General features: G+C 62.1%; 8 protein-coding genes. 6 read left to right on the top strand and 2 right to left on the bottom strand.

The features are described from left to right. Nucleotides 1–72 precede the first annotated feature (72 nt). The 3 genes from Q8L25_RS11870 to Q8L25_RS11860 all read left to right on the top strand — a co-directional run bounded on the left by Q8L25_RS11870 (nucleotide 73) and on the right by Q8L25_RS11860 (nucleotide 3,559). The gene (locus Q8L25_RS11870) at nucleotides 73–1,713 is read left to right on the top strand and encodes a transporter substrate-binding domain-containing protein (protein WP_308925011.1); all 1,641 of its coding nucleotides are present in this window, start codon (nucleotides 73–75) and stop codon (nucleotides 1,711–1,713) included. Then, a complete protein-coding gene (locus Q8L25_RS11865) occupies nucleotides 1,710–2,393 on the top strand; it encodes a polar amino acid ABC transporter permease (protein ID WP_308925010.1) in 684 nt (227 codons plus the stop codon). The genes Q8L25_RS11870 and Q8L25_RS11865 overlap by 4 nt, the downstream gene beginning before the upstream one ends. Nucleotides 2,394–2,542: 149 nt before the next feature. After that, entirely contained in the window at nucleotides 2,543–3,559 is a 1,017-nt protein-coding gene (locus Q8L25_RS11860; protein ID WP_308925009.1) for a hypothetical protein, read from the top strand. Here the strand turns inward: Q8L25_RS11860 and Q8L25_RS11855 are convergent. Together Q8L25_RS11855 and Q8L25_RS11850 are read right to left on the bottom strand one after the other, a co-directional pair. Beyond that, nucleotides 3,556–4,026 carry a GNAT family N-acetyltransferase gene (locus Q8L25_RS11855; RefSeq protein ID WP_308925008.1) on the bottom strand — a complete coding sequence of 157 codons (471 nt, stop codon included), beginning with the start codon at nucleotides 4,024–4,026 and terminating at the stop codon, nucleotides 3,556–3,558. The genes Q8L25_RS11860 and Q8L25_RS11855 overlap by 4 nt on opposite strands. 21 nt (nucleotides 4,027–4,047) lie before the next feature. Further along, the gene (locus tag Q8L25_RS11850) at nucleotides 4,048–7,197 is read right to left on the bottom strand and encodes an error-prone DNA polymerase (RefSeq protein WP_308925007.1); all 3,150 of its coding nucleotides are present in this window, start codon (nucleotides 7,195–7,197) and stop codon (nucleotides 4,048–4,050) included. Nucleotides 7,198–7,293: 96 nt separating this feature from the next. Here Q8L25_RS11850 and Q8L25_RS11845 point away from each other — a divergent pair, with 96 nt between their 5' ends. The 3 genes from Q8L25_RS11845 (at nucleotide 7,294) to Q8L25_RS11835 (ending at nucleotide 12,793) form a co-directional block, all read left to right on the top strand. Beyond that, on the top strand, nucleotides 7,294–8,079 hold the full coding sequence (locus Q8L25_RS11845) for a PhzF family phenazine biosynthesis protein (RefSeq protein ID WP_308925006.1): 786 nt from the start codon (nucleotides 7,294–7,296) through the stop codon (nucleotides 8,077–8,079). 166 nt (nucleotides 8,080–8,245) lie between these two features. Beyond that, a complete protein-coding gene (locus Q8L25_RS11840) occupies nucleotides 8,246–10,666 on the top strand; it encodes a TonB-dependent receptor (RefSeq protein WP_308925005.1) in 2,421 nt (806 codons plus the stop codon). A 387-nt stretch (nucleotides 10,667–11,053) separates the two neighbouring features. After that, complete coding sequence (locus Q8L25_RS11835) at nucleotides 11,054–12,793, top strand: methyl-accepting chemotaxis protein (protein ID WP_308925004.1); 1,740 nt, start codon at nucleotides 11,054–11,056, stop codon at nucleotides 12,791–12,793. Nucleotides 12,794–12,812: the final 19 nt, after the last annotated feature.

The raw sequence follows: 12,812 nt of genomic DNA, 5'->3' as shown, positions 1-12,812 counted from the left end.
TGAGTTGGTCTAAGTTAGCATGGCTGCTCGCCGCTTGTGATTGCTCAGAGATAACAAATTATGTACAAAAGAATGGTATTTCAACTCCTGAGCCTGATCGCGGCGCTGTGCTTTGCCGGCCAGCTGGCCGCGCAGGAAACCGCTCCCGCAGCGGCGGCCACGGCATGGAAAGGCAAGCCCAGCCCCACGCTCGAAGAAGTGCGCCGGAAAAAATTCCTGCGCATCGGCGTCAAGACCGACTTTCGTCCCTACAACTCGATCAACGAGCAAGGCGTGGTCTCCGGCTTCGAAAGCGACCTGGCCGAACTGATCGCCGAGCGCCTGGGCATGCGCCTCAAGAAGGTCAACACCACCACCGAAAACCGCTTCCAGAAACTGGTGATGGGCGACGTCGATATCCTGCTGGCCACCGTCGCCGACACGGCCGAGCGGCGCGGCATGGCCCTGGCGGTCGAGCCCGGCTACAACGAAACCAGCGTCAACGCCCTGTTCCCGCCCGGCGCCAAGATCGACAAATGGGAGCAGGTCCGCCACGACACCCTGTGCGCGGTGCAGGGCAGTTATTTCAACAAGCCGATGGGCGAGCGCTACCTGCTGAACTTGCAGACCTACAAGACCGTGCGCGACGCCCACCTGGCACTGCGCGATGGCCAGTGCTCCGGCTTCATGTATTCGACCGGCGCGCTCGACAATACCAGGCATTTGCCGCAATGGGCCGGCTATACCATGCCCTTGCCGAATGCGCTGGTGACGCCGATGGCGGTGTTCCTGACGCGCGAAGAACAGGGCAGCGAGCTCGATATCGCCATCGGTGACCTGCTGGCCGAACTGCATCGCAGCGGCTGGATGCTGGAAGCCAATAACAAATGGGGCATCAAATCGACCGACTGGCTGACGCAGCAAAAAGCGCTGTGGTCGGGCAAGGACGAGAACGGCCGGCTGAACTGCGTGCGCGGCAAGAACGGCGCCTGGAGCGCCGCCTGCCGCACCGCCGAATATGTCTCCAGCGAAGAAGTCACCGGGCTGCAGGCACTGGGCCTGCGCCTGAAGGAAAATTTCGGCATCGACCTCAATTTCGTCTACGACCCGTATGACCGCACGCAGTTCCTGCGCGGCCTGCTGTACAGCATGCTGCTGATTGCCTCGGGCATCGCCATCAGCCTGACCCTGGGCATCGCGGCGGCCACCACCGTCGACGGCAGGAACGGCTGGCGCCACCGCGCGCTGCGCGTGCTGATGGCCTACGGCAGGCTGACCCCGCCCCTGATCATGATGTACCTGATCTTTTTCGGCATCGGCGGCTGGACCACGCGCGAATTCGGCATCAAGCTGCCGGCCTTCGCCGTCGCCACCTTCTGCTCGGGCTTTTATACGGCCGGCCTGATCATGCGCGCCTTCCTCGAAGCGGCCGACCACATGCGCCGCATGCAACCGGATTTCGTGCTGCGGCTGCACAATATCAAGCAAACCGAGCAATTTTCAGGCTTGCCGATCAAGCAGGCCCTGATCAACCTGACCAAGCAGACCATGCTGGCGTCGGCGATCGCGATTCCGGAGTTGCTCAGCGCCAGCAGCCTGCTGATCGCGGAAAAAGGCAATATTTTCCTGACCATGACGGCGCTGGTGATCACCTTCTACCTGACCACCACCCTGTGGGCAAAAATCATCCACCATTTTGAGGCGGTCCTGCTGCGCCCGGCCGTACATCCATGAACTTCGACACCCTGAGCCTGCTGGCCACCTGGACGCCCTTCCTGCTGCAAGGCTTCCTGTGGAATGTCTTTATCGCCATCTGCGCCGTCTCGCTCGGCTCGCTGCTGGGCGCGCTGCTGGCCTGGCTGCGCGTCAGGAGCAGCGGCGCGCTGTCGCGGGCGGCGGCGCGCGTGTCGACCACCCTGGGCGCCGTGCCGACCCTGGCGCTGATCTTCTACGTGGTGTTCGTGCTGCCCAGCGAGATCACGATTCCCGGCATCGGCGTGACCATCTTTATCGCGCCCTGGGTCAAGGCGGTGATCGGCCTGTCGGCCTCGCCACTGTCGTTCACGGCCGAGAGCCTGGTGGCCGCGCACCGCGCGTGGAGCCGCGGCGATGTCGACGCCGTGATGCTGTTCATCCCCAACTGGATCAATGTGTTCCTGATTTCCTTCGTCGCCTCGTCGGGTTCGTCGCTGGTCGGCGTCAGCGAACTGGTCAGCCGCTGCAATACCGTCATCGCCGCCAGCGGCACCGGCGCCATGGTGCCGATCTATCTGTATTGCAGCCTGTTTTTCGTCGCCACCTCGCTGCTGTTTACGGCCATGATCAGGAAGTTCAAGCAGTCCCAATTCATGGCCGGCGTGCACCGGAAAATGACGCAGTCGCACGCCCGCTCGCACCTGGCGGCGGCCGCTTGAGCGCCATCGGTTGATGCCGTCAAGACTGGCCATCCGAGTTACAATTATTGGCGAAGTGGCTACAAATTCGCCCATGCTGTTGTCGTACCAACGCCTTGCCAGCCCGGCGTGGTGATTTCGAACATACCTACCTATATGAAGGAAAGTTGATGCCCTATCCATTAAGCGAGGCGGACAAGACAGCGATTGGAAAAGCGCTGGCCTTGTATTACGAAGAAGCACTGGAGGCCGGCTACCGCGCCCTGTTCGACCGCATGGCGCGCGCCAACATGGGCATTGTCACCGGCTATCTCGACCAGGCCAAGGATACCTACGCCAGTTTGCGCAAGAAATCCAAGGACGCGTTCACCACCACCTTCAAGGCGCAGCTGAAATTGCAGCTGGGCGTCATGTTTGCCAACAAGAACGACGTCGCCAGCGTGCTGGTCGGCCTGGCGGAAAAAGCCCTGTCCGAACTGGCCAGCAAGATTCCGATTCCCGTGCTGTCGACCATCGTGTCGAAAACCATCACCATGGCCGCCACCGAAGCGAAAGCCGAGCTGCATACGCGCAGCATCCGCGAAGCGGACGGCGCCTTGAACAAGCAGGCCGGCGGCGAAGTATCGATGCTGTACACCAGCGACACCGAAGCGGCGGAACTGGCCACCAAGGCGATGGAGCAATACAAGCAGGTGTGCAATTACATCACCGCCCTGCCGCCCACCATCGCCACATTCGATGACGCCGTCACGTTCCCGACGGCCACCTTCAAGGTCCAGGCGGCAGCCTCGTCGCTCAATATCGCGCTGACGCAGATCCAGCAATACCTGACGGCCATGCAGGAACGGGTGCAAAGCATCAGCACCGTGGTCACCGGCTACAAGACCACCCTGCGCGAAAAAATGCCAGCCGCCGTCGACGCCGTACTGCAAAAAGGCTATGCGGACGCCTATCTGGCGGGCAAAACCGATATCGGCCGCAACAAATACAATGCCGTGCCCTTGCCGGTGCTGACCAAACCGCATGAAAGCGCGGGCGGCGCCACGTGGCTCGCCTCCTACCTGTCGCACGCGGTAGCGCAGGGCTATTACGACGCCGGCAACGAAATGAGCATCACCCGGCCGCGCAGCAACGCCATCACGCAGGCGCCGACACGGCCACGCAGCAACGCCATTATCGGCCGCTAAATCATCCGCATTGGCACATAGGCAATGCCATCGGCCTCCACCTTGGGGGCCGTGGCAACAAAGCCCAGGCTTTCATAGAAGGGCAAGGCAAATACGGACGAGTTCACCGTAAAGCCCGTCGTGTTGCCCCTGGCAATCGACGCATCGCGCGCTGCCTGCCACAGCTGCAGGGCGATGCCACACCGGTGCAGCGCGCGCGGCACGAACAGGTGGAACAGATGCGTGTTGTCGCGCATCGCCACCACGCCGGCCAACTGGCCGCCGAGATGGGCGATCTGGTACTGGTATTTTTCCTGCGACAGATAATTTTCGATGGCCGGCAAGCGGCAGTGGGCTATGAATTTTTCCGCGCCGGCGCCGTCCGGATGCAAGGTCAGGAATGGCATCAGGTCGTCGATCAGGGCGACGATGGCGGGCGCGTCGGCGACCAGCGCCGGACGTAGTGTGATTTCAGGCAAGATCTTCATGGGCAAATCATGCCACAAGCGTCAACAAAAATCGCGGCTGCTGGTGCGCAGCCGTCCCAGCAGATGCGACATGTCGACCAGGCGCTTGGCCACCAGGTTGCGCACGATGCCCTCCTGCTGCCATACGCCATATACGCCCAGCAAGGGCGCGCCCAGCACCTCCTTGCGCTGTTCCTCCACCAGCGACGGCCACACGATCACGTTGACCGTGCCGGTCTCGTCTTCCAGGGTCAGGAACAGCACGCCCTTGGCCGTGCCGGGGCGCTGGCGCACGGTGACGATGCCGCAGGCGCGCGCCACTTGCCCGTTGGTATAACAGCGCAGGGTCGAGGCCGGCATAAAGCGCTGCGCCAGCAATTGCTTGCGCAGCAGCGCCAGCGGATGGCGGCCCAGGGTCAGGCCTTGCGCGCGGTAGTCGCTGACGATGCCGGCGCCTTCGCTCGGCGTTGACAGCTGCGGCAAGTCTTCCTCGGGCGTGGTGGCGCGCAGCAAGTCGCGATCGGGCACGGCGCCGGCCGCCTGCCACAGGGCTGCGTGGCGGTTGCCGGCCAGCGCCTGCAAGGCATTGCCGGCGGCCAGGATCTGCAAGTCGTGACGGTCCAGGCCGGCGCGCCGCGCCAGCTCGGCCACGCTGTGAAAGGCGGCAATCGCGCGCGCATCCTCGATGCGCCGGGCAGCGTCCTCGCGCATGCCGAACAGGGTATTGAAACCGAGGCGCACGGCAGGCAGCGCGGCCTCCCCCTCCAGCGCCGCCTCCCAGCCGCTGACGGCCACATCGACGGGAAACACTTGCACACCATGGCGGCGCGCATCTTGCACCAGTTGCGAGGGGCTGTAAAAACCCATCGGCTGGCTGTTGAGCAAGGCGCACAAAAAGGCCGCTGGTTCATGGCATTTCAGCCAGGAACTGGCATAGGTCAAGAGCGCGAAACTGGCCGCATGCGACTCGGGAAAGCCGTATTCGCCAAAGCCTTCGATCTGGCTGAAGATGGCGTCGGCAAACTCTTTTTCATAACCGTTGTCGACCATGGCGTCGACGATGCGGTCATGGTAATTGTTCATGCCGCCCTTGCGTTTCCAGGCCGCCATGGCGCGACGCAACTGGTCCGCTTCGCCGGGCGTGAAATCGGCGGCGATGATCGCCACCTGCATCACCTGCTCCTGGAAAATCGGTATGCCCAGGGTGCGGCCCAGCGCCTTTTCCAGCCCCTTGGGATAGGTCACGGCCTCCTTTTGCTGGCGCCGCTGCAAATACGGGTGCACCATGCCGCCCTGGATCGGACCGGGCCGCACCAGCGCCACTTCGATCACCAGGTCGTAGAACTTGCGCGGGCGCAGGCGCGGCAGCATGCTCATCTGCGCGCGCGATTCGATCTGGAACACGCCGATGGTATCGGCCTCGCAGATCATGTCATACGTCGCCTTGTCCTCGGGCGGAATATCCTGCATCACGAACGGCTCGCCACGGCGCAGGCTGACGATGTCGAAGGCGCGGCGCAGGGCCGACAACATGCCCAGCGCCAGCACGTCGACCTTCATCAGGCCCAGCTCTTCCAGGTCGTCCTTGTCCCATTCGATCACGCTGCGGCCCGCCATGGTGGCGTTTTCGATCGGCACCAGGCGCGAAAGCTTGCCTTGCGCAATCACGAAGCCGCCCGGGTGCTGCGACAAGTGGCGCGGAAAACCCAGCAGTTGCTGCGCGAGGCTGGCCCATTGCCGCGACAAGGGCGCCTCCGGGTCCAGCCCGCTTTCGGCCAGCCGGTTCAGCAAGTCGCGCTTGCCGTCGAACCAGCGGTGCGCCTTGGCCACTTTTTCCACGATGGCCAGGTCCACGCCCAGCGCGCGGCCGCTGTCGCGCAAGGCGCTTTTCGGCCGGTAGCTGATCACCACAGCGGCCAGCGCGGCGCGCCGCCGGCCATACTTGGCGTAGATATATTGAATCACCTCCTCGCGCCGCTGGTGTTCGAAGTCGACGTCGATATCGGGCGGCTCATTGCGCTCGCGCGACATGAAGCGCTCGACCAGGGAATTGCCGCGCGCCGGGTCCACCTCGGTAATGCGCAGGCAATAGCAGACGGCCGAATTGGCGGCCGAGCCCCGGCCCTGGCACAGAATGGCTTGCGAGCGGGCAAAGCGCACGATATCGTAGACCGTCAGAAAATACGGCTCGTATTCCAGGTCGGCGATCAGTGCCAGCTCATGCTCGATCTGTTCCTGCACGTTGGCAGGAATACCCTGCGGAAAGCGCGTGCGCGCGCCATGGTAGGTTTCTTCGCGCAAGTAAGTGGCCGGCGTATGGCCGGCTGGCACCAGTTCATCGGGATATTCATAGCGCAGGGTATCGAGCTTGAACTTGCACTGGCTGGCAATCAATACGGTTTCGGCCAGTGCCTGCGCTGGATACACATTGCCCAGGCGCAGGCGTGCGCGCAGATGCTGTTCCGCGTTTTGCGCCAGCGCATAGCCGCACTCGGCCACCGGCTTGCCCACGCGCACCGCGCACAGGGTGTCGAGCAGGGGCTTGCGCGAACGCACGTGCATGCAGACATGGCCGACCGCCACCACCGGCAAGCCCCGCGCCTGTGCCGCCGCCTGCACGGCCAGGCGGTGCGCATCGTCCTGGGCGCGCAGCAGCAGGTTCAGGCCGATCCAGTTGCGCTCCTTTTCTTCTTCCATGGCAAACGTGGCCTGCATCCAGGCGCCCTGTTCGCGCAAGGCATCGGCATCGGCCGGGTAGCCGGGCAGCAGGATCATCACGCAGCCGGGCAAGCCCTTCAAATGCGCGAACTCGGGCGCCGGCGCGGCGAAATCGTCGGGCGTCAGCAGATAGCGCCCCTTGGCCGCGCGCGTGCGCGCCATGGTGATCAGCTCGGACAGATTGCCGTAGCCCTCGCGGTTTTTCGCCAGCGCCAGCAGCGACCAGGCGGGGCGGCCATCGGCATGCGTCAGCTGAAAATGCGAACCGATAATCAAAGGGAAATGTGCCCGCTTGGCCACGCCATGGGCGCGCACCACGCCGGCCAGCGAGCACTCGTCCGTGATGGCCAGCGCGCGGTAGCCCAGTTCGATGGCGCGCGCCACCAGTTCCTGCGCATGCGAGGCGCCGTGCAGGAAGCTGAAGTTGGTCAGGCAGAACAACTCAGCATAATCGGGCAAGCTCGCCGCCACCATGATCCACCTCAATACTGTATATAAACACAGTAATTATACTCAAGTAAAAAATGGCCAAGCGGTTATGCTTGTGCTTTCTCTTCACCAGCACCTGCCATGACCATCCATCTCTTGAAATGTTTCGGCGCCACGCCCGGCGGCGGCAACCCGGCGCTGGTCGTCGAACACGACACCGGCACGGAGACCGAACGCCAGCAATTTGCACGTGAACGCCAGGTCAGCGCCTGCGTCTTTATCGACCGCCAGCCCGACGGCGCCATCGTGCTCGACTATTTTTATCCGCACACGCGCAGCCCGCTGTGCCTGCACGCCACCCTGGCCGCTGCCCATGTGCTGCTGGCGGCGCCGGGCGCGCCGGCCAGCGTTACGGTACGGACCGCCATGCGCGGGCAATCGCTGATGCTGGCGCGGCGCGGCGCGGACCTGTTGATCGGCCTGGCGCCGCAGACAGCGCCATCTGTCGAAATAGAACGCTATCTGCCATCGGAACTGATGGGCCAGCACATGCATCTGGCATCGCCACCGGTCGTCGCTTCCATCGGCAGCCCCAAGCTGCTGCTGGAAGTGGCGGACAGCACCACCTTGCGCGCGCTGCGGCCCAACCTGGAGCTGATCGCCGACTGGGGCCGCTTGCATGGCGTCAATGGCTGCTATGTGTATTGCAAGCTGGCCGATGGCCACTATGAAGGGCGCAACTTCAATCATCCCGACCCGGCCATGGAAGACAGCGCCACCGGCGTGGCGGCCGGGGCGCTGGCATTGCACTTGCAACAGTCGCTGAGCCTGTCACAGGGCCATGTCACGCAGCAGCCTTGTCTGATCCGGGTCGAGTATGCCGAGGGTGAGATTTGGGTGGGCGGAATGGTGCAAAGCAGCACCTGAACGGGGCATGATGCACCAAGGCAATGCAGACAAAGAGGCAACAAAACCGCCGCGTACCAGGAAACAACAGTCAGGCTTTATTTGTAATAATAAAACACGGTATTGCTGGCAGATAGTTAAAAATTGGCACTAGAATCAAGTGACAAAATCACTTGGAGATACCCGCGTGCCGACCCTGACCACCTTGCGTAAAGCCGTTCTGATCAGCCTGTATGGCAGCGCCGCCCTCGGCGTTTTCGGCATGTGCGCCGCGCCCGCCATGGCGCAAACCGGCGACACCGCCAGCGCGGCCGACACGGGCGCCGTGCAAACGGTCAGCGTGGTCGGCTCACGCCGCGTCACCGCCAGTTCTGCCACCGACACCATGGTGCCGGTCGATATCATTCCCATGACCAAGGTCGCCGAACAGGGCGGCCAGTTCGACCTGGCGCAGTCGCTGCAATACATTTCGCCATCATTCAATTCCACCCGCCAGACCGGCGCGGACGGCGCCGACCTGGTCGATTCCGCCGCCCTGCGCGGCCTCGGTTCCGACCAGACGCTGGTGCTGGTCAACGGCAAGCGCCGCCACACGACGGCCCTGGTCAACCTGTTCGGCGCGCGCAACCGCGGCAACACGGGCACCGACATGAATGCGATTCCGCTGCTGGCGATCAAGAACGTGCAGGTGTTGCGCGACGGCGCCGCCGCCCAGTACGGCTCGGACGCGATTGCCGGCGTGATCGATATCGAACTGAAGAAAAGCCTGGGCTGCGAAGCGGTGGCCGGCTACAGCCAGTATTCGGAAGGCGACGGCAAGAACTACATGACCTCGGCCTACTGCGGCATGGCGCTGGGCGACAAGGGCACGATTGCGATTACCGGCGAATACCTGGACCGTGGCCGCTCGAACCGCGCCGACTCGGACAGCATGCGCATCATCGGCGACACCAAGTCGGAAAACAAGACCTTGTACGTGAATGGCGACTACGCCACCAGCGCCACCAGCAAACTCTATTTCACGGCCGGCGCGCAGACGCGCGACGCCTCGAGCGCCGCGTTTGGCCGCGGCGGCATCGGCAGCGACGATATTCCATCGCGCAATTCGGCCGCCATGTATCCGAACGGTTTCGTGCCCTTTATCAACGGCAAGATCGACGACCAGTACGCCACCATCGGCCACCGTGGCCAGATCGGCGACTGGAATGCGGATTTCTCGCAGACCTATGGCTACAACAAGATGCGCTACGACATCAGCAATACGCTGAACGCATCGATCGCCAACCTCGATCTGCTGAACGGCGGCAAGGGCGTCAGTGCCAGCCGTTATGACGCGGGCGGCTTCTCGTTCCAGCAACTGACCACCAATGCCGACTTCAGCCGCTACTACGACACCGTGCTGCAAGGCATGAACGTCGCCTTCGGCGCCGAATACCGCAGCGAGGAATACAAGATCGTCGCCGGCGAACCGGGCTCCTACAGCGATGCCGACGGCGTGGGCGTGGGCGGCAATGCGGGCAGCCAGGGCTTTCCCGGCTTCCAGCCCGGCGACGCCACCAAGGCCAAGCGCCACAGCATCGCCGCCTATGGCGACGTGGAACTGGACGTCACGCAGCGCCTGAAAACCCAGGGCGCCGTGCGCTATGAAAAATTCAGCGACTTCGGCTCCACCGTCACCGGCAAGCTGGCCGCCAGCTACAAGGCGGCGCCGAATGTGCTGCTGCGCGGCTCGGCCAGCACCGGCTTCCGTGCGCCATCGTTGCAGCAAGTGTATTTCTCGTCGACCTTCACCGACTTTATCGGCGGCGTGCCGACCGACGTGGTGCTGGCGCCGAATGGCGGCGCGGTGGCCAATGCGGCCGGCATCCCGAAACTGAAGGAAGAAAAATCCACCAGCTTTACCCTCGGCACTACCTGGACACCGACCCAGGCCATCTCCGTCACGGCCGATCTGTACAACATCAAGATCAAGGACCGCATCGTGCTGTCGGGCCGCTTCAACGCCGACAACTACCCGGACCTGGCCGCCCGTCTGTCGCTGCTGGGCGTGGGCGAAGCGCAATTCTTCGTCAACTCGATCGACACGCGCACGCGCGGCCTGGACCTGACCGCTTCGCACAAGGGTGAGTTGTTCAGCAACCGCCTGACCACGTTCCTGGCGCTAAACCTGAGCAAGACGGAAGTGACCAAAGTCAAGACGCCAGCATCCTTGAGCGGATTCGAAGACGTGCTGCTGTCCGAACGCGAACGCCTGTTCATCGAGCAAGGCGGCCCCCGTTCGAAAGCCACGCTGGGCTTCGACTACCTGACCGGCAAGCTGGAATCGAACCTGCGCGTGATCCACTTCGGCCCGCAAACCCTGGGCACCTTCAGCGGCACCGCCGAAGGCGTACCGAACGCGCGCTACAAGGCCAAGACCTCGGCCGATCTGAGCTTTACCTACAGCATCACGAAAAACGCCAAGCTGACCTTCGGCGGCAACAACATCTTCAACGTCAAACCGACCACGCAGAACGCCGACGAAACCGACAACGGTTTCAAATACGACAGCGTGCAGTTCGGCCTGAATGGCGCATCGTACTTTGGACGCTTGTGGGTCAAGTTCTGATGTAGTGGTCATTTCGTAAAAAACAGCGGCTGCGCCAGGGATGGGCAGCCGCTTTTTTGTTGACGCCGTGATCAGCATGGCATGCATTAAAAGTTGCCTGTTCACAACGAAATCACGCTCACATTGCTTTTTGTGATTTTTAGTGAGAAACTAAATTCAACCAATAAAAATAACAAAACGAAATAACTAAACAACTTATTTCGTTATTCCAGCACCCAGCCCCGTGCTCACCATCGCGCCCCACCTTGCTCGGCCCTGCCTTCAACATGGCATTGCCTGAGTTGATCGATAGTCCATCACGCCCATCGACTTCCATCTCGTGCATCCCTGACGTCCTCATATCACGACGGATAAGGATCACATGTAAATAATTCCCAAGGGAATGTTATGAAAAACTTATCCGTACGTACCCAGCTTGCACTCGCCTTCGGCGGCATCACCTTGTTGCTGGCAGGGATAGCCATTATCGCCATCATCAGAATGTCGTACCAGTCAGCCACCTTTGAAAATTATGTGCATGGTGTGCGTGCACGTTCCGAAGCGGCCCATGTCGTGAGGGAAGCGGTAGGGATGCGTGCCGTGGCGGCCAGGAATCTGGTCCTCGTCACCACGCCGGCAGACCGTGATGCGGAGAAGAAAACTGTCTTCCAGGCCCAGGAAGACGTGGTGACCAATTTGCGCAAACTGAAGGAACTCGCCAGCGATGCATCCGTGTCGGAAGATGCCCGGCGCATGATCACCAAGATCGAAAGCATCGAAAAACAATACTCACCGGTGGCGCTGGCCATTGTGGATCTTGCCCTGCAAGAAAAGAAAGAGGAAGCGACCATCAAGATCAACCAGGAGTGCCGCCCTTTGCTGGCAGCCCTGGTAGCCGCCTCCAATGAATACGCGCAATACACGACCCAACACTCGCTGGAACTGATCAAGAACGCGGAAGACAAGTTTGCGGCCGCCAGGAACCAGCTGATCCTGCTCAGCATGCTCGCCACCGCACTGGCGATTGCGGCCGGCATCCTGATCTTGAAGCGCCTCCTCAATGCCTTGGGCGCGGAACCGGTCGCCTTGTGTGACGCCGTGACCAAGGTTGCCAGTGGCGACCTGACCGGCGAGTTGCATGTCAGGCCCGGCGACAGCGGCAGTGTGCTGGCGGCGGTGCAGCGCATGCAGTTGTCGCTGGTGCAGGTAGTCTCATCCGTTCGCCAGGACTCGGAACTGGTGTCGAGCGCCGCAGCGGAAATTTCCTCGGGCAATAACGATTTGTCGAACAGAACCGAGCAACAGGCCAGCGCACTGGAAGAAACGGCCTCTTCAATGGAAGAATTGACCTCGACCGTCAAGCAAAATGCCGAGAATGCGCGCCAGGCCAACGTCCTGGCCATCACGGCGTCCGATGTCGCGACCAAGGGCGGCGCTGTCGTTTCCCAGGTGGTCGGCACGATGGAATCGATCAGCGAAGCGTCGCGCAAAATCGTCGACATCATCGGTGTCATCGATGGCATCGCCTTTCAAACCAATATCCTTGCGCTCAATGCGGCGGTGGAAGCGGCCAGGGCCGGTGAACAGGGGCGTGGATTTGCGGTGGTCGCTTCCGAGGTACGCAGTCTTGCCCATCGCAGCGCCAGCGCCGCCAAGGAAATCAAGGTATTGATCGACAACTCGGTGGAACGGGTTGACTTGGGCACCAAATTCGCCAACGAAGCCGGCGCCACCATGTCGGAGGTGGTCAGCAGCGTGACGCGGGTGACCGATGTAATCGCCGAGATCGTCAGCGCCAGCCAGGAGCAATCAACCGGGATCGAACAGATCAATCATGCCGTCAGTGCGATGGACAATGTCACACAGCAAAACGCCTCGCTGGTCGAAGAAGCGGCAGCAGCAGCTGAATCGCTGCGGGTTCAAGCCGACAATCTGGTCCTTACCGTGAGTGTTTTCCAGATACCCGCAGACGGCGCACGCCCCTCCGCGCGGCCAACGCCGAGCCATGCCGGCAAGCTGAGCGCCGTGGCCAAAGCACCGGCACGCGCCTTGCCCGCAAAGCGCGCGCCCGTGTCGAACATCATGCCTTTGTCGCAGGCAAAAGCACGCAAGGCAACCGCTGCCGTGGGTGACTGGGAAGAATTCTAGGCGCTGCGCATCAATACTA

Source organism: Janthinobacterium sp. J1-1, assembly GCF_030944405.1.
In the GTDB taxonomy this organism is placed as follows: Bacteria; Pseudomonadota; Gammaproteobacteria; order Burkholderiales; family Burkholderiaceae_D; genus Janthinobacterium.
This window is presented reverse-complemented; position numbering and strand designations above follow the sequence as displayed.

What these genes read in the sequence shown, in the direction of transcription:
- Q8L25_RS11870 (WP_308925011.1), top strand. Translation starts at nt 73, where the DNA reads ATGGTATTTCAACTCCTGAGCCTGATCGCGGCGCTGTGCTTTGCCGGC.
- Q8L25_RS11865 (WP_308925010.1), top strand. Translation starts at nt 1,710, where the DNA reads ATGAACTTCGACACCCTGAGCCTGCTGGCCACCTGGACGCCCTTCCTG.
- Q8L25_RS11860 (WP_308925009.1), top strand. Translation starts at nt 2,543, where the DNA reads ATGCCCTATCCATTAAGCGAGGCGGACAAGACAGCGATTGGAAAAGCG.
- Q8L25_RS11855 (WP_308925008.1), bottom strand. Translation starts at nt 4,026, where the DNA reads ATGAAGATCTTGCCTGAAATCACACTACGTCCGGCGCTGGTCGCCGAC.
- Q8L25_RS11850 (WP_308925007.1), bottom strand. Translation starts at nt 7,197, where the DNA reads ATGGTGGCGGCGAGCTTGCCCGATTATGCTGAGTTGTTCTGCCTGACC.
- Q8L25_RS11845 (WP_308925006.1), top strand. Translation starts at nt 7,294, where the DNA reads ATGACCATCCATCTCTTGAAATGTTTCGGCGCCACGCCCGGCGGCGGC.
- Q8L25_RS11835 (WP_308925004.1), top strand. Translation starts at nt 11,054, where the DNA reads ATGAAAAACTTATCCGTACGTACCCAGCTTGCACTCGCCTTCGGCGGC.